At 69.7% G+C, this 16,006-nt stretch carries 15 protein-coding genes; 7 read left to right on the top strand and 8 right to left on the bottom strand.

What is annotated here, in order from left to right; translation table 11 throughout:
* Positions 1-17 precede the first annotated feature (17 nt).
* Entirely contained in the window at positions 18-1,232 is a 1,215-nt protein-coding gene (locus G406_RS59550; RefSeq protein ID WP_169736729.1) for a MarR family transcriptional regulator, read from the bottom strand.
* A 31-nt stretch (positions 1,233-1,263) separates the two neighbouring features.
* On the opposite strand from G406_RS59550, the gene G406_RS0119330 reads away from it, so the two are divergent.
* Together G406_RS0119330 and G406_RS0119325 are read left to right on the top strand one after the other, a co-directional pair.
* Positions 1,264-1,581, top strand: coding sequence for an AbrB/MazE/SpoVT family DNA-binding domain-containing protein (locus G406_RS0119330; protein WP_028935097.1), 318 nt, complete (start codon positions 1,264-1,266; stop codon positions 1,579-1,581).
* Positions 1,582-1,649: 68 nt separating this feature from the next.
* Positions 1,650-1,892, top strand: a complete 243-nt coding sequence (locus G406_RS0119325) for a hypothetical protein (protein WP_211241206.1) — start codon at positions 1,650-1,652, stop codon at positions 1,890-1,892.
* A gap of 34 nt (positions 1,893-1,926) precedes the next feature.
* On the opposite strand, the gene G406_RS48105 is transcribed toward G406_RS0119325, so the two are convergent.
* The 5 genes from G406_RS48105 to G406_RS0119300 all read right to left on the bottom strand — a co-directional run bounded on the left by G406_RS48105 (position 1,927) and on the right by G406_RS0119300 (position 7,269).
* On the bottom strand, positions 1,927-2,895 hold the full coding sequence (locus G406_RS48105; RefSeq protein ID WP_051342363.1) for a replication protein RepA: 969 nt from the start codon (positions 2,893-2,895) through the stop codon (positions 1,927-1,929).
* Between the two features lie 432 nt (positions 2,896-3,327).
* Positions 3,328-3,831, bottom strand: coding sequence for a flavin reductase family protein (locus tag G406_RS48100; RefSeq protein WP_037077381.1), 504 nt, complete (start codon positions 3,829-3,831; stop codon positions 3,328-3,330).
* Positions 3,803-5,359: an MFS transporter gene (locus G406_RS48095; RefSeq protein ID WP_051342362.1), complete on the bottom strand. Its 1,557-nt coding sequence runs from the start codon at positions 5,357-5,359 to the stop codon at positions 3,803-3,805. The genes G406_RS48100 and G406_RS48095 overlap by 29 nt, the downstream gene beginning before the upstream one ends.
* A 12-nt stretch (positions 5,360-5,371) precedes the next feature.
* Entirely contained in the window at positions 5,372-6,490 is a 1,119-nt protein-coding gene (locus tag G406_RS48090; RefSeq protein WP_051342361.1) for an LLM class flavin-dependent oxidoreductase, read from the bottom strand.
* Complete coding sequence (locus G406_RS0119300; protein WP_169736728.1) at positions 6,487-7,269, bottom strand: alpha/beta fold hydrolase; 783 nt, start codon at positions 7,267-7,269, stop codon at positions 6,487-6,489. The genes G406_RS48090 and G406_RS0119300 overlap by 4 nt, the downstream gene beginning before the upstream one ends.
* 363 nt (positions 7,270-7,632) lie before the next feature.
* Between G406_RS0119300 and G406_RS48085 the strand changes: the two genes are divergently transcribed.
* Positions 7,633-7,866 carry a hypothetical protein gene (locus tag G406_RS48085; protein WP_156934988.1) on the top strand — a complete coding sequence of 78 codons (234 nt, stop codon included), beginning with the start codon at positions 7,633-7,635 and terminating at the stop codon, positions 7,864-7,866.
* A 14-nt stretch (positions 7,867-7,880) separates the two neighbouring features.
* Positions 7,881-8,114, top strand: a complete 234-nt coding sequence (locus G406_RS0119290) for a hypothetical protein (protein WP_028935093.1) — start codon at positions 7,881-7,883, stop codon at positions 8,112-8,114.
* 50 nt (positions 8,115-8,164) lie between these two features.
* Here the strand turns inward: G406_RS0119290 and G406_RS57000 are convergent, their stop codons facing one another.
* On the bottom strand, positions 8,165-9,013 hold the full coding sequence (locus G406_RS57000; RefSeq protein WP_028935092.1) for a hypothetical protein: 849 nt from the start codon (positions 9,011-9,013) through the stop codon (positions 8,165-8,167).
* Positions 9,014-9,807: 794 nt separating this feature from the next.
* On the opposite strand from G406_RS57000, the gene G406_RS56995 reads away from it, so the two are divergent.
* Complete coding sequence (locus G406_RS56995) at positions 9,808-12,195, top strand: ABC transporter permease (protein ID WP_156934987.1); 2,388 nt, start codon at positions 9,808-9,810, stop codon at positions 12,193-12,195.
* A gap of 8 nt (positions 12,196-12,203) precedes the next feature.
* Here the strand turns inward: G406_RS56995 and G406_RS0119270 are convergent, their stop codons facing one another.
* Positions 12,204-12,644 carry a VOC family protein gene (locus G406_RS0119270; RefSeq protein WP_028935090.1) on the bottom strand — a complete coding sequence of 147 codons (441 nt, stop codon included), beginning with the start codon at positions 12,642-12,644 and terminating at the stop codon, positions 12,204-12,206.
* 142 nt (positions 12,645-12,786) lie between these two features.
* Here G406_RS0119270 and G406_RS0119265 point away from each other — a divergent pair, with 142 nt between their 5' ends.
* Complete coding sequence (locus tag G406_RS0119265) at positions 12,787-13,527, top strand: dienelactone hydrolase family protein (RefSeq protein WP_028935089.1); 741 nt, start codon at positions 12,787-12,789, stop codon at positions 13,525-13,527.
* Between the two features lie 124 nt (positions 13,528-13,651).
* On the top strand, positions 13,652-16,003 hold the full coding sequence (locus G406_RS48080; RefSeq protein ID WP_051342359.1) for an ATP-binding protein: 2,352 nt from the start codon (positions 13,652-13,654) through the stop codon (positions 16,001-16,003).
* Positions 16,004-16,006 lie beyond the last annotated feature (3 nt).

Raw genomic sequence — 16,006 nt, 5'->3', positions numbered from 1 at the left:
CCCGGACCCGGCCTGGGTCAGCCCGCCGCGTCCGCCTCGTCGATCTTGTTGATCAGACTCAGGCAGGTGTGGCGGATCAGGTCGAGACTGTCCTGCGGCAGGTCACCGGCCAGCGCGAGGGGGATCTCCAGATATTCGGCCCAGATCCGGTCGAACAGCTCACGGCCGGTGTCGGTGAGCTGCGCGCGCACGGTCCGCCGGTCGACCGGGTCGTTGACCCTGGCCACCATGCCGTCGCGCTCCAGCTGGTCGATCAGCGCGGTGACCGCGCGCGGGGTGACCCGCAGCCGGGCGGCGAGCTTCCCGAGCGGGACGCTGTCCTGGTACTTGAGCTGGGTCAGGATCTGGAAGCGCGACTCGGACAGTCCGTGCTGCTCGGCCCAGGTGTTGACGTAGTCGTGCATGCGCCGGCTGAGCCAGTGCATGGCGGAGAACATCTCCAGCCGCCGCATCGCCTCGACGCCCATCAGCGGTTCCAGCAGCTCGCGCGCCTGCTGGTCGTACAGCTGACCACCGTCGGAACGCACGATCGACGACGAACTCTTGTAGTCGTCTAACTTGGACCCCTGCACCTTCATTCCGGAAATGCTACAAGGGCAAGCCCCGCGCGGAGAGCGCACTGCCCCGCCCGGGTTACCCCACTTTGCAGAGCTTCGTGTCGCGTCGCAGATGTTGCAACGTCTGCGACGCGACATCAGGGTCTGCGAGGTCGTGCGAAGAGAGGCGTCCAAGGCGGCCATCAGTTGTGCCGCGCGGGTCGTGCCGGACGGCGCGCGCGGGTATCGGCGGAGCACGCCGATCACGACCGGCGTGGCCCGCTCGCGCGCCTGCTCGATCATCCGGTCCCCGAGGAGCGGATCGTCGATCTCCGCTATCCGCGCGGCGTTCGCGGCGGCGCGCAGGATGTGGCCCACCTGGTGGGCTTTGGCTATCGGGTGCAGATATGCGGCGGACGCGGCGTCCCCGGCGGCTTGGGCGGCCAGACGTGACGCCTCGGTGGGCGCCTGCGTCGCGGCCCGGTGCGCGTCCATCGAGGTGACGCGCTGGAGCCGGGTCCTGCGGGCGCCGTCGACGAACTCCCACGCGGACTCGACCGCGGCCCGGGGCCGCCGATCGCCGGGGACGGCGCTCTCGAACACGAAGAGAACGTCCTGAGCGGCCTGAACCACGTAGTGCGCGACGGCTCTCAACTCGTCGTCGGTCAGCTCGAAGTCACCGGGCACTGTCGACATAAGCAGTCAGGCTTCCTGGTATCCTGGATTCATGGATACCCACATCGGGTTCGCGGCCATCCAGCCGAAGAACGGCACCGTCACCATCCCCGCCCAGCTGCGGCGGCGCTTCGGCCTGGACCAGCCGGGCGCCCAGGTGGAGATCGTGGAGCGCGACGGCCAGATCGTACTCATCCCGTACGCCGCCGTTCCGGTCGATCAGAGATGGTTCTGGACCCCCGAGTGGCAGGCGATGGAGCGCGAGGCCGACGAGGAGATCGCCGCGGGTCAGGGCACCACCTTCGACACCGGCGAGGAACTGCTCGCCCACTTTGACAAGGTCATCGAGTCTGGCGCCGACGAGGCGTGAAATTCAGACCCGCTCCGGCGTTCAACCGCGATCTGGCGCGGCTCCCTCGCGAGCACCAGCAGATGTTCATGAAGGTTCTCCGCGAACACTTCCTACCCGCCATCGCCGCCGGCTCATTCACCGGCGAACCGCCCTGGCCGAGCAGGCTGCGCATCCACCGGCTGGTCAATCGCTCCCACATCTACTCCTTGACGTGGAGCTTCACCGGACCGGACGGGCGCGCCACCTTCCACCTGGAGACCGGCGCGGACGGGGAACCCCTGTTGGTGTGGCGTCGGATCGGTTCACATCAGATCTACGACAGCCCGTGACCGGTACGCATATTTACCCCCAGACGGGGCCCGGTCAGTCGCTCGGAGCAGCGGCGATGGACCGCAGCCCCTTGGGCAGCACGTGGGTGCGGGAGGGCAGCAGGACCACACCTTCGCGCTCGACCTCGACCCGCGCGTCCCGGTAGACGACCAGCACCTCGCGCAGCGCGGCGAGGAAGTCCTTGCGGAACTGCGCCCGGCCGTTGACGGTGTCGGCGTTGCTGGACCCGAACTGCTGGCGCAGCGCGGCCCACGGCACCTGCGTCCGGCGCTGCAGCGAGGACATCCGGTAGGTCAGCCAGGCATAGATGTCCAGCCGCAACGGCGATCCGCCCAGCGCGCGCAGCGCGCCGAGGTCCAGCGGGACGGGGTGCTCGACGACCTCGGTGAAAAATTCGTGCGAGAGCAGCACGAACGCCGGTTTGCGACCGGCGGCGGGCAGCAGTTCCAGCTGGTTGGAGGCGGGCAGCGGGGACGAGACCTGCCGGTCGGTCTTCCACAGCCGGTGCCCGTTCGCCACGCCGAGCCGCAGACCGGTCGTCGAGTCGTCGTCCTCCCAGTGCATGGTGAGGGTGGCCATGAACAGGCGTTCCGCCTGTTTGCGCAGCCGGGTGATGGTGCCGTTCTTGCCGCCGCTTGGCTGCAGGCCGAGCACCCGCATGAACTCCGCGAGCGACGCGCCGAGCAGCAGCTCCTGCGACTGAGTGCGCACCGCTTCGGTGCTCATCCAGGTCAGCAGCAGCCGAGGGACGGTGCCGAAGGGCAGCCCGAGCGAGCGCGGCTGGCCGTCCTCGCCGGTCACCATGCCGGGCTGGACGGTCAGCGCGAGCTTGCCGTTGCGCCGGCCCCAGGACCGCACGTCACCGGGGTCGCGGTAGGGCAGCGAGGTCGAGGTGAACAGCCGGGCGAGGTATCCGATGTCCGGCGCTTCGCGTTCCCACAGCTGTGCCGCCTCGCGAGCGACAGCGAGTTGGGTGCGCTTGGGCCTGCCGGCGGTCGCCATGGTGCCAGAGCGTGCCACTAGCACGCGCAAGCACCAAATTCCCGCATTTACCTGCGTGTTGTCCACGCATATCTACCCCCGACCTCGAGGGGCCGCGCATATCTGCCACCGCTGAGGCGGCCATCCACAAATATCCACCCTGGGGGTTCGCGAATATCTGCCCCCGTCGGACGTCGAGTTCGCACAGCTCAGACGGGGTTTTTCGCAATCCCTAGTAGTTCCCCTGTAGATCTAGGGAGCAGTTATGCGTGCCCCGCGAGGGCCCGTACCGGCCCAGAGGCCGAAATCCACGAATATTTACCCCCGAACACCCCTCGAACTACCTCCCGCGGCGGCCCGAGACTGCTCATCGGCCCGGTCAACCTACGAATATTTACCCCCGGACCAGCGAATCGGGCTCCACTCCCCCACCCCACCCGCTCCCACGAATATTTACCCCCCGAACCGGCTCCCGCCGGTCCGGACGAAGTCGGAGCGGAAGAACACCAGCGGGCTCAGGTCCGGGTCCGCGGCCAGGGACAGGACCCGGCAGCAGACCAGCAGGTGATCGCCGCCCGGCCACACCGAGTCGATCTCGCAGTCGATCCAGGCCAACGCCCCGGTCAGGACCGGGCTACCGGTACTCGGGGCGGGTGTCCAGGAGATCCCCGCATACCGGTCGATGCCGGACCGGGCGAACTGGCGCGCCACCTCGCCCTGCCCCTCGGCCAGCACGTTGACGCACAGCCGCCCGACGCCTTCGATGCCCGGCCAGCTGGTGGAGCTCTGACCTGGGCAGATGAGCACCATCGGCGGGTCGAGGGACAGCGAGCAGAACGACTGGAGGGTCATGCCGACCGGGCCGGCGCCGGTCGAGGCGGTCACCACCGAGACCCCGGAGGCGAAGTGGCCGAGCACGGAGCGTAGCTCAGCCGGCGCGAGTGCCTGCTCGCTCATCACGACTCCTCTCCTTCGACCGGACCAGCACCAGGACCAGAGCCGCGCCGGTCAGCGCGGTCAGTCCACCGACCAGGAACACCCCGTCCAGACCGGCCACGAACGCGGCGCGGCCGGCCTCGGCGTACTCGGCGCGGTCCCCCGCTGCCACCGAGGACAGCATCACCTCGAACGCCCCCGCCGACACCGCGCCGGTCATCCGGACCAGCGGCTGCTGCCCCATCTCCGGGAGGCGTTGCGCCAGGTCGGCCGCGATACCCGCGCTGAACACCGCGCCGCTGATCGCGACACCGGTGACCAGGCCCAACTGCCGGAACGTGTAGCTGATGCCGGACCCCATACCGGCGCGTTCGCGGGGCACCACGCTCATCGCCAGCGCGCCGAGCATCGGGTTGAACATGCCGTTGCCGACCCCGATCAGGACAAAACCGGCGAGCAGCGTCGTCCACGCGGACTCCGCGTCGGCGCGGCGCAGCATCAGGACACCGGTGCCGGTCAGCAGGAGACCGGCGGCGATCGGCCAGCGCGGTGACACGCGGCTGACCAGCCGGCCGGCGAACGGCGCGACCACGAACGTCAGCAGGTTCATCGGCAGCAGCCGCAACGCTGCCTCGAGCGGGCCGTAGCCGAGGACCCGCTGCAGGTAGAGCGACAGATACAGCAGCAGCGCGAAGAAGCCGGCGCCCAGCGCGTACGCGGCGAGCTGGGCGCCGGCGAACGACGGCGACCGGAACCTGGCCAGGTCCAGCATCGGTGCCGCCACCCGTAGCTCGACCAGCACGAACGCCACCAGCAACAGGGCGCCGGACCCGGCGAGCACGAGAATCGGGGTACTGCCCCAGCCCAGCGCGCGGCCCTCGATGAGGGTCAGCACGATCAGCCCCACGCCCAGGGTGAACAGCGCGGTGCCCAGCCAGTCGACGCGCCGGGCCACGATCGGGGCCATCCTCGGGATCTTCAGCGCGGTGATCGCGATCGCCGCCGCGCAGATCGGCAGCTGGACCAGGAACACCGCGCGCCAGCTGGTCAGCTCGACCAGCGCACCGCCGACGATCGGGCCCATCGCGATCGATCCGCCGGTGAACGCACCCCAGACGCCGAACGCGGTGCCACGCATTTTTCCCCGGTAGGTCTCGCTGAGCACCACCAGCGACACCGCGTACATCAGCGCGCCCGCGCTGCCTTCGAGGAACCGGGTGACCACGAGCGCCGCGATGCTGGGCGCGAGCCCGTTGCCCAGCTGGGCGAGGAAGAACAGCAGCAGACCGGCCAGCAGCAGCTGCTTACGGCCCCAGCGGTCGGCGAGCGTGCCCGCCATCAGCAGGAACGACGCCAGGGTCAGCGAGTAGATGCTGGTGATCCACTGCAGGCTGGTCAGCTGCGCGTGCAGGTCGGCCTGGATCCGGGGCAGCGCCACGGTGACCAGGCCGACGTCGCCCAGCAGCATCAGATCGATCAGGCAGATCGCGGCCAGTGGCCACCACCCGCTCGGCGGTTTGTCACTCGGGTCGTCGAGCACCTCGGACACTTCCTCGTGTCGTCACAGTTCCCGGATCTGCGGAAGTACCTCGGTCGAGAACAGTCGCAGTGACCGCAGCATCCGCTCGTGGGGCAGGTCGCCGATCTGGAAGATCAGGTTGACGATCCCGGCTCCCACCTCGTCGCGGATCTTGCGGATCTGCGCGGCGACCGAGTCCGGCCCGCCGCAGAAAATCTGGCCCAGGGCGACACGCTGCGGCAACCCCTCGGTGAGCCGCTCGGCGACGATGTTGCGGAACCGGGCGGCGGTCGCACCGGTGCCGCCGAACATGCCGCGCCCGCCGGCGAGGCTGGTCATCCGCAGCATCGGGTGGGCCACGTTGTCCGCGTAGTCGAAGTGTGGCGCGATCTCGGCGAACGCCTTCTCGTCGTTGTCCGAGACGTAGACGTCGGCCTGGTAGAGCACGTTGTCCGGGCCCGTCTCCCAGCCCAGCGTCTGGGCCTCCTCGCGGTAGACCCGGGCCGACTCGGCGGCCGCGGAGATCGTGGTGAACGCGAGACCGATGCCGGCCCGGCGCTGAGCGGCGAAGACGGCGGACTCGCGGCTGGAACCGGAGATGAAGACCGGCGGCAGCGGCTGCTGCACCGGACGCGGCCACGCCGACACCGTGCGGTGCCGGTAGTAGCGGCCCTCCCAGCCGAACGGGCGGGGGTTGCGCCAGGTCTCCAGCATCAGGTCGTAGGCCTCGACGAACCGCGCGCGGGACTCGCGCGGCGGGACACCGGAGACCAAATATTCGTACGGGGTGCCACGCAGCAGCCCGGCGACCAGCCGCCCGCCGCTCAGGTTGTCGATCATCGCGTACTCCTCGGCCAGCTGTACTGGGCTGGCCAGGGGGATCCGCGCGCCCATCATGGCGATGCGCGCCGAGCGGGTGCGCCCGGCGAGCGCCGCGGCCATGACCGAGGCGCTCGGGCACATCGCGTGCGACGAGTAGTGGTGCTCGGCGCAGGCCACCCAGTCGAAACCGAGCTCGTCGGCCATCTCGGCCGCGTCCAGGGTCTCCTGGTAGCAGCGCACCGAACGGTGCGGGTCGAACAGCCCGTTCGGCGTCGGCCAGCCGGTCGGGTACTCCGGCAGCGGCGAGTACGGCATGAGTGTGAAGAACGAGACCTTCATGTCTGATCGCCGGGAACGCTCGCCACGAACATCTCGCCGTGTGCGAGGAAGTCGCTGGTCAGGCTCACGAAACGATCGGCGGCGGACACGGTGAGCGAGTGCGCGCTGTCCGGCACGTAGGTCACGTGCACCGTCGGGATGGCGTCGACGTAGATCGTCGCGAGGTTCGGCGGCACCTGCTGGTCCTCGGTGCTCCACAGCACCAGGGTCGGCGAGGTGATGCCCTTCAGGCCGTCCTTGAGCGCCGTCTGGTCGTTGCCCTTCAGCAGCGGCACGCCGACGCCGGCGTTCTTCCCGCGCTGCTGACCGGCGGACGGGGTGAAGAAACCCTCGGGGACGCTCGGGCGCGGGCCGAAGTTGCGCAGCGCCATCTCCTTCGGGTCCAGCGCCGGCGGCGGGCCCGGGGGCAGGAACGCGAACGGCGCGGCGATCACCAGGTTCTTGACCAGCTCGGGGTGCCGGATGGCCAGCCACAGCGCGCTGACCGCGCCGAACGACTCACCGACCACGTGCGCGCCGCCGGGGACCGTCGCGGTGATGAACGCGGCGAAGGAGTCCGCGACGTCCTGGATGCTCTCCGCGCTGCCGGTGCTGGCATCGAAACCGGGGGCCGAGGGTGCGAGCACGTGGTAGCGCTCGGCGAGTTGCTCCAGGAACGGGGCGCCGGGGATCGCGCCGCCCACCGCATGCAGGAAGACGAGATCCTCACCGGTCCCGCCCTCGAAGTACTGGATCCGTGCCCCGTCTACGTCGAGGAACCGCTGTTCGAGAGTCGCCATGCGGCAGACCATACGCTGTACCGCGTGACTGTGCAAGACTACATTATGTATGTCTTCAGTATCTGGTTCGAAGTCCCCTGAGTCGCATTCTCAGCGCGGCCGATATTCGGCGAACCGAATCCCGAGTCGCTCTCGTTATCCGACCACCGGCGAGAAGTAGGCATCCGACTCAAAGGAATCATGGTGCGAAGACAAATCCTGACAAATGCTCTCAGAAATGCGCGAGGACGCCGCTCGTTGATTGCTCTGGTTGCCGCGGCAACAATCGCGGTGCCGTTGTCCGGCTGCTCCTCGTCGTCCCCCGCCTCGGACTCCGGCGCGAGCACGAAACCGGCGAAGCATCACGCACCGCAGGTCAGTGGCGTGATCACGGCCGAGAACGGCGACAGCTGGACCGTCAAGGGAGACAACGGGACCACCTACACGGTCGCCCTCGGCACCGGAACGATGTTCGGCAGCAAGAAGACCCCGGCGACCAGGCAGCAATTCCCGGTCGGCGATCACGTTCGAATCTCGGGACCCATCTCGGGGAGCACCGTGACCGCCACGGACATCAGGAATTCCTCAGCGAAAACCACGACACCCGCTTCTCAGTGAGAGGAAACTCAGCAATGAATTCACGTCGAGTATTCACCTACGTCGCCGCGAGCGCGGCCGCCGTGTGCACCGTCGGCGCGGTCAGCGCGACCGCCTGGGCCAGCACCCCGGTCCAGGACGTCCGCCACCCGGTCGTGCACTCGGTCACCGCGAAGCAGTGCCACGCCACGCACGGCAAGGTCATCAAGGTCGGTAAGGGCTTCACCTGCAAGGGCGGCAAGTCCGACCACAAGCCCGTCCGGGGATAAAGACCCGTGAGTGGCGAGTGGTCCTATAGGACCACTCGCCACTCACGGGGTCAGTTCTCGCCCGACGAGTCGTTCCCGCCGGAATCGGGCTTCGGCTTCTCCGCCGGAGGCTTCGGCTTCTCCTCCGGCGGCCGGGCCGTGTGGACCGGTCTCGGCTCCTTGGTCGGTTCGATGGTTCTGCTCGGCGCCGGTGGCTTCGGCGTCGGTTTCGGCGTGGGCTTGGGCGTCGGCTTCGGAGTCGGCTCCGGCGGCTTGACCGTGGGCTTCGTCGGCGGCACGGTCGGCTTGGTCGAGCTACTCGGCGGGACCGAGCTGCTGGGCGGCGTGGAGCTGCTCGGCGGCGTGGAGCTGCTGGGTGGGGTCGAGCTGCTGGGCGGGGTGGAGCTCGTCGGCGGGCGCGACCAGGTCGGGCGAGGGTGGTGCCAGTCGTCATCGTCGTCGTGATGATGACCGTCGTGCTCGTCGCCGTCGTCGTAGTAGTCGCTGTCGTCACCGTCGTCGGAGTCGACGACACCGCCGGTCCCGGGGCGGTAGCTGACCTCGCGGGCGGGCAGGCGCTTACCGGGCTCCAGCACCTCGGCGATGATCGGCGGCGGCGCGTTGCTCGGCGTCGGCGCCGTCACCGGCGCGAGCAGCGCCGGGGCGACCAGCGGCACCTGCCCGGACACCATGGACTGTGCCGCGACCGTCACCGCACCCAGCGCGCCGATGGTCAGCACCGCGGCGGTCGCCGCCGTCGTCGTACGTTGCAGCATCTCGGCGCGGTGCAGGACGGTGTCGACCGGCGGAAGCACCACGGAACTGGTCAGCGAGTCACCGAGCCACTGCAGCTCGGGACTGGGTGGGACCGACGCCAACGGCGCCTCGTCACCGGCCGATCTGTTGCGCTTGAAAGCCACGGTTCCTACCAATCTTGGGTCAGCGCCGCCGACCTCCCAGCCCCCGCTGTTGTCCTGTCCTCCGCTCTGTCGCTCAAGCTGTGTGTCGCGTTAACATTTCCTGTGCGCAACAGTCCGGGTGACACCGGTCGCAGCCGTATACGCAGCGTGCCCGTTCCGCTCGCGAACCGGCCACGGACGAGCGCGCGATGCCCGGTGATCACAGAATCACGAGCTGATCTCCGTCGGTGATGAGCGCTATCGACGAGCGGCCGGTCGGCATATCCGTGACCGCTCAGAGGTTATTTTGATATATGATATTCAGTGACTCCGGAGGGAAACTCCTGGTGAATAAGCGCGCCACGGTGAAGGTCCCACCGATACCGTAGGAGCATGGTGAGGCGTCGGGCCCGAGCACGTTTTACGCGGATCACGGTAATCGTGGTGGGCCTGCTGCTCGTGTTCGCGATGGTCATGAGCGTCGCGCCCACCCTCCCCTGACCCGGCTCGATCCGGCTCACGGCGACGATTCATCGTCGCCGGATTAATCGCGCGTAAGTACGGCCCGTACCTTAACGGCCGTCGACTTGCGGACGGCCCACAGATGTGGACCCTATTAACTGGACACTGTTCTCCGACGTGTTTACCGTCGGAGTCCACACTGCAGGATCGCCGTTCAGGATTGGCTTCCTTGCCGGCAATCGAGGCCGGGAATGCCACCGTCCCGCGCGTGCGAGCGCCAGAGACCGCTGATTCGAGGCCGATGGATCGTGACAGGTTCGGTACAGGTATGCGCGTTGCCTGGCTGCCAGAACGTGCCACAGAAGCGCCCCGGTCGACCGCCCCGTAAGTACTGCTGCGCGGCACACCGCAAGGCCGCGTTGCGTCCCTCGCCCACCCAGGGCAACACCAACGGATCAGCGGTCAGGACGGCGCGGCCGGTCGAGAAACCGGCACGTGAACATCGGGCCCAGGCACCTGCCCAGCGCATCGAAGGCCCGGCCGAGCCGAAGGTCCGCCGCCCTCGCCGGATCTCGCCGTACCGCAGGCTGGTCCCCGAGCCCGACGTCGGCTACCGGACGCGCCGTCGCCGGATTCGCCAGCTGCTGTCGATGTCCTACGTCGTGCAGTCGCAGCGCGTGGCCACGGCTCCCCCCATCTCGGCTCCCCTCGCAGCCCCGGCGGCCTCGCCCGAGGCGGCGCCTCGGCGGGTCGCCGCGCCCCGGAGTGGACCGCGCGCGTCGGAACAGCTGCGCGGCGTGGCGATCGAGGTCCAGGACTTCTCCCGTCGCACCGCGGGGGCGGTCGCTAGGGCTGTCCGTCGTGACGTGTTGGTCCTGGTCACGCTCTTGGTGCTGATGTGGACCGGGTCGCTGGCCCTTGTCCAGGGCGCCGCGTCGCGGTGGCGCGATCGTCCCCAGCGGGCCGAGCGCGCACCCCGGATGCCAGATAACCGTGCAAGCACGAAGACCGCGGAGCGACCCCGCCGGCCCACGCCGGCCCGCCCGAGCGTCCAGGCACGTCCGGTCGACCGCCCGAGCCCGCCGCCCCAGAAGGTCGAGGCACCCCAGCCTCGCGCGGCCCAGCCTCCGGCGACGCAATCTCCGGCAACAAAGCCTCCCTCGGCACAACCGTCGACGGCGAAGCCTCCGGCAACGCAACCGGCTGTGCCCCAAGCTCCCGCCCCGCGGCCTCGAACACCGCAACCCGCGCCGCCTCAGCCACCGGCGCCCGCGCCTCGCGCGGTCGAGGACGTCACCGGTCCGGTCGCGACTCCCCCGCTCATCACCACCTCAGGGGTGCCGACCGAGCGGGAACTGCGGGCGTGGCAGCGTCAGCAGGAACGTGAGGCGCAGCGCCGGGAGATGGACGAGGCCGCGAAGCTGCTGCGCGGCTCGGACAAGCCACCACCCCCGACGAAGCGCCAGGCGCGCAAGGCCCGCCGGCAGCTGATGCCGAAGGTCCGCCTGGTCGGGCTGAAGCGGGAGATGCTGCGTTCGGCGCTGCACAGCCTGTCGAACAACCGGCTGCGCTCCTGGCTGACCATGACCGGCATCATCATCGGCGTCGCCGCGGTCATCGTCCTGGTCGCGCTGGGCAACGGCATGAAAGCCCACTTCAACGAACAGTTCAGCCGCCTGGCCAACCAGATCACCATCACCCCCACCACCGGCACCGCCCCCGGCGGCGGCGTCGCCCACGACCTGACCGACCGCGACGTCACCGCGCTGCAGGACAAGAAACTCGCCCCCGACATCGCCTCGGTGTCCCCCTCGGTCGCCGGCACCGTGACACTGACCGTCGGGCAGAACACCGACCGCGCCAGCCTCGTCGGCGCCACCGACAACTACCTCGAGCTGACCGACCGCAAGATCGTCGCCGGCAGCTGGCTGTCCTCCGGGGCGCAGACCAGCAAGGACCGCGAAGCCGTCCTCGGCCCCCAGGCCGTCGCGCTGCTGTTCGGCCCGCGCACCAACCCCGACGAGGTCGTCGGATCAGTCGTGCGCGTCGACCGCTCCAGCTTCAAGATCACCGGCATCCTCGACTCCAACGGCCAGAACGACAACGTCGTCATCACCCCGTTCGAAGCCGCCCGCACCTACCTCGTCGGCTCCGCCACCGGCAAGGTCGACCAGATCACCCTCAAGTCCAGCGACGTCGCCACCATCGACCGCGCCGTCAACCAGGCCAGCCACATCCTCGACGACCGCCACAACATCAAAGCCGCCGCGAACCGCGACTACAACATCCTCACCTTCACCACACTGCTCAACAAGAGCATGCAGTTCATCAACTTCCTCACCCAGTTCATCGTCGCCGTCGCCGCCATCTCCCTGATCGTCGGCGGCATCGGCGTCGCCAACATCATGCTCGTCTCGGTCACCGAACGAACCCGCGAGATCGGCATCCGCAAAGCCGTCGGCGCCACCCGCCGCGCCGTCCTGCAGCAGTTCCTGTCCGAAGCGGTCATCCTGTCCGGCCTCGGCGGCACCATCGGCATCATCCTGGGCGTCGGCCTCACCCTCGGCGGCGGCCACTTCCTACCCAACGACCCCGAATCCGACTTCCCACACCCCATCCTGTCGCCCGGCGCCGTCATCGTCGCCTTCTGCGTGAGCCTCCTCATCGGCGTCATCGCCGGCGGCTACCCCGCCTACCGCGCCGGACGCCTACGCCCCATCGAAGCGCTGCGCTTCGAGTAGCTGGGGGCTCAGCCGAGCTGCTCGACCAGCGCGACGATGATCCCTCCGGGGCCTCGCACGTAGCAGAGCCGGCAGCTGTCCTGGTACCGCACGACCTCGCCGACCAGCTCCGTGCCGCGCGCTCTCAGGCCTTCGACCGTGGCGTCGATGTCGTCGACGGCGAACATGACGCTCCTCAGGCCCAGCGTGTGCGCGGGTGCGTCGTCCGGCCCGGCGCTGATCGCCGCCGGGGTGTGGAACCTGGTCAGCTCGATCTCACCGTGGCCGCCCGGGGTCCGCATCATCGCGACGTCGACCCGGATGCCGTCGAGCCCGCAGATCCGATCCACCCAGTCGCCCTCGATCGGCGCCCGGCCGGCGAGCTCCATGCCGAGATCGGTGAAGAACTCGACAGCGGCGTCGAGATCGGTGACGACGACGTTCACGTGCTCCAGGCGCTGGATCGCCATGGCGGTTCTCCCTCTCCGTTGCGGCGGCCACGATGACCGCTTCCGTCCGGGAGACGGAGCCGGCGGACCGTTCTCGACATCCCGTTTACGCCGAGCGGAAAACGGGAGCCGAAAGCGAGCCCTCGGGGGTAGAACAGGACCCATGCCGCGACTCGAGGTCATCGTTCCCACCGAGGACGGCTCGTGTGCCGCCTCGTTGCACACTCCCGCCGAGGACGGCGCCCGGCCGGGGGTGATCCTCTACGCCGACGCGGGCGGGGTCCGGGAGACCTTCGCGGCGATGGCGGACCGGATCGCCGGCCTCGGGTACACGGTGTTGTTGCCCGACGTCTACTACCGGACCCCTTACACCCCGTTCGACATCGAGACGGTGTTCACCGACCCGGCCGAGTCCGCGCGGCTGCACGCGCTGTACCTCAGCGTCACCGGGCCGATCATCGCCAGGGACGCGGGTGCCTTCCTGGATTTCCTCGCCGGTCGCGACGAGGTGTCCGGAACGGCCGTGGGCACGACCGGCTACTGCATGGGCGGGCGGGAGTCGCTCATCGCCGCGGGTCATCACCCGGACCGGATCGTCGCGGCCGCGGCGTTCCACGGCGGCAACCTCGCGGCCGACGACGACCCGGACAGTCCTCACCTGCTGGCCGACCGGATCGCGGCCACGGTGTACGTCGCATCGGCCGAGAACGACGAGCACTTCCCCGCCGAGCAGCACGAGCGGCTGGAGCGTTCCCTCACCGCGGCGGGAGTCGCCCACACCGTCGAGACCTACCCGGCCGCGCACGGCTTCGCGGTCCCGGACAACCCGACCTACGACCCGGCGGCCGCCGACCGACACTGGTCCGCGCTCGCCGCGCTGTTCGCCACAACCCTGCGCAACTGAACGACTCCCGCAGTCGACTAGCCATCGCACTGCGGAAAGTGGTATCCATCAGCACTGTCGACAACGATTGCCTCATCGAAACCTCGATTCGGCGCAAACCGTTGGACCGTCACGGATGGGATCCATGCCTGCTGAACGGCGAACCGTACGCACGTCGCACGCCGGCGACGTGCCGGTCGAGCTGACGTCGTTCGTCGGGCGCGCGGACCAGATCCGGGAGGCGTTCGGCCACCTGCGCGGGGCACGGCTGTTGACCCTGGCGGGCCCCGGCGGCGTCGGGAAGACCCGGCTGGCGCAGAGCCTCGTCGCCGCGACGCGCCGGGACGGTCGCGGGGCCCAGGTGCGCTGGGTTCGCCTGTCGACGATGAACGGCTCGGCGAGCGCGGCGACGTTCGAGCGGGAGGTCGCCGCCTGCGTCGGGGTCACGGACGTGTCCGAGCACGCGCTGTGGCAGGTCCTCGTCGAGCACCTGCGCGCCCAGGTGAGCGACGGCTATCTGCTGGTGCTGGACAACTGCGAGCACGTCGTGGAGCAGGCCGGCGCGTTCGTCAACGACCTGCTCGCCGAGGTCGACGACATCACGGTGCTGGCGACCAGCCGGGAGGCACTCGGCTGTGTGGGCGAGCAGCTGTACCTGGTGCCGCCGCTGACCTATCCCGGCGAGGTGATGGAGCTGCTCACCGAGCGCGCCGCCGCGGCCGGTCTCGCGCTCACCGAGCGGCATCGGGCCTCGGCCGAGCTGTTGTGCCGGCGGCTGGACGGCATCCCGCTGGCCATCGAGCTCGCCGCGGCCGGGTTGCGCACCCAGTCCCTCGACGAGATCGTCGAGGGACTCAAGGAAGGCGACGGGGATGCCCGGTTCCGCCTGTTGACCGGCGGTCCCCGGCACGGCGCGCGGCCGATGCACCACAGCCTGCGCGCCGCCGTGGACTGGAGCTACCAGCTGTGTTCTCCCGCCGAGCAGGCGTTGTGGGCGCGGGTGTCGGTGTTCTCCGACGGCTGGGACCTCGACGCCGCCCGTGCCGTCTGTGGGGACTCCGGAGACGTCGCGCCGGTGCTCGACGGGCTGGTCCGCAAGTCGATCGTCGTCGCGGACAACCGGGGCAGGCGCACGCGGTACCGGCTGCTGGAGACACTGCGCCAGTACGGGCACGGCCGGCTCGTCGAACGCGGCGAGGACGCCGAGCTGCGCGCGCGGCACCGTGACCACTACCTGGCGTTCGCCGAGCACGCGGCCCGGTCCTGGTACGGGCCGCGCGAGATGGAGCTGCTGGAACGGGCGAGCGCCGAACTGTCGAACCTGCGCGCGGCGCTGCGGTGGAGTCTGGTCACCCCGGGCGAGCAGACCGAGGCGCTGGCGATCGCGACGAGCCTGACCCGGCTTCGGGTGCACTACTTCCTGGGCATCCTGCGCGAGGGTCTCGAATGGTTGGAGAACGCTCTCGCCGGGACGACCGCGATTCCCGAGGCCGCCGAGCTGCGGCCGATGGCGATGTCGATCGCCGGGTGGAACGCGCTGTGCCTCGGCGCGAACCAGACCGCGACCGCGCTGCTCGCGCAGTGCCGGGCCGAGGTGACCCCGGCGAGCCGGCCCGCGCTGCTGTTGCTCGAAGGTCTCGACGCGCTGCTCACCCGGGGCGATCCGGCGTCGGTCGCGCTGCTGGTGGACGCCACTGAGGCGTTCGGCCGTGGTGGGGAGCAGCTGCGCGGCGAGCGGCACATGGCGTTGCTGTTCGCGGCGATGGCGACCGCGTTCTACGCCGGCGAGCCCGAAGCGCTCGCGCTCACCCAGCAGTGCCTCGACGAGGGCCGCGCGGTCGGCGCCGAGTGGGCGGTGTCCTGGGCGATGATGGTCCGAGGTGCGGCGTTGATGCGTCACGGGCGGGCATCGGAGGCGCTGCTCGTCGAGCGCGAGGCACTGCGCAGGCAGCGGGAGATGGACGACCGGTGGGGCCTGGTCTGGTGCACGCATGCCGTGGCCTGGGCGTTCGCCGAGGTCCTGCGGGCCCGCCGAGGAGCCGACCCGGAGCGTGACCGGTCCGACGCCGCCTACATCGCGCGTGTCCTCGGTGGTTCACGCAGCCTCCGGGAACGGATGCGGGTGTCGATCGTCGGGCTCACCCCGCTCGCCGCGCGGACCGAGGCCGCCGACGCTCTCGCCCTCGACACGCTCGGGCCCTCGGACCATGCGGCGGCGACCGAGCGGGGTGCCGCACTGCCCGACGAGAAGATCATCGCGCTGGCGCTGGCCACGGTCGAGGTCGCGACTGAGCCGGACCAGCTCTCCCGCTGGCACGAGCTGACCAGGACCGAGAAGGAGATCGCGGTCCTGGCCGCGCGGGGTCTCACCAACGAGCAGGTCGCCGGGCAGCGGCACTCCTCGGTGCGGACGGTGGAGAAGCACCTGGAGCACATCCGGCGCAAGCTCGCGGTCCAGTCCCGCCACGACATCGCCGGCCGCCTCCCGAACCCGTGAGTG

This window comes from Actinospineispora spinosispora DSM 44797 (genome assembly GCF_000429025.1).
Lineage (GTDB): Bacteria > Actinomycetota > Actinomycetes > Mycobacteriales > Pseudonocardiaceae > Pseudonocardia > Pseudonocardia spinosispora.
Note: the sequence above shows the minus strand (reverse complement) of the source record. Positions and strands in the feature narration are given on the sequence as shown.

Excerpts from the sequence above, each read along its gene's own strand:
- G406_RS48100 (WP_037077381.1), bottom strand. The coding sequence starts at position 3,831 with ATGAGCGAGCAGGCACTCGCGCCGGCTGAGCTACGCTCCGTGCTCGGC.
- G406_RS0119325 (WP_211241206.1), top strand. The coding sequence starts at position 1,650 with ATGAAGGTTCTCCGCGAACACTTCCTACCCGCCATCGCCGCCGGCTCA.
- G406_RS59550 (WP_169736729.1), bottom strand. The coding sequence starts at position 1,232 with ATGTCGACAGTGCCCGGTGACTTCGAGCTGACCGACGACGAGTTGAGA.
- G406_RS48105 (WP_051342363.1), bottom strand. The coding sequence starts at position 2,895 with ATGGCGACCGCCGGCAGGCCCAAGCGCACCCAACTCGCTGTCGCTCGC.
- G406_RS0119290 (WP_028935093.1), top strand. The coding sequence starts at position 7,881 with ATGAATTCACGTCGAGTATTCACCTACGTCGCCGCGAGCGCGGCCGCC.
- G406_RS0119265 (WP_028935089.1), top strand. The coding sequence starts at position 12,787 with ATGCCGCGACTCGAGGTCATCGTTCCCACCGAGGACGGCTCGTGTGCC.
- G406_RS48090 (WP_051342361.1), bottom strand. The coding sequence starts at position 6,490 with ATGAAGGTCTCGTTCTTCACACTCATGCCGTACTCGCCGCTGCCGGAG.
- G406_RS0119270 (WP_028935090.1), bottom strand. The coding sequence starts at position 12,644 with ATGGCGATCCAGCGCCTGGAGCACGTGAACGTCGTCGTCACCGATCTC.
- G406_RS0119330 (WP_028935097.1), top strand. The coding sequence starts at position 1,264 with ATGGATACCCACATCGGGTTCGCGGCCATCCAGCCGAAGAACGGCACC.
- G406_RS0119300 (WP_169736728.1), bottom strand. The coding sequence starts at position 7,269 with ATGGCGACTCTCGAACAGCGGTTCCTCGACGTAGACGGGGCACGGATC.
- G406_RS48080 (WP_051342359.1), top strand. The coding sequence starts at position 13,652 with ATGCCTGCTGAACGGCGAACCGTACGCACGTCGCACGCCGGCGACGTG.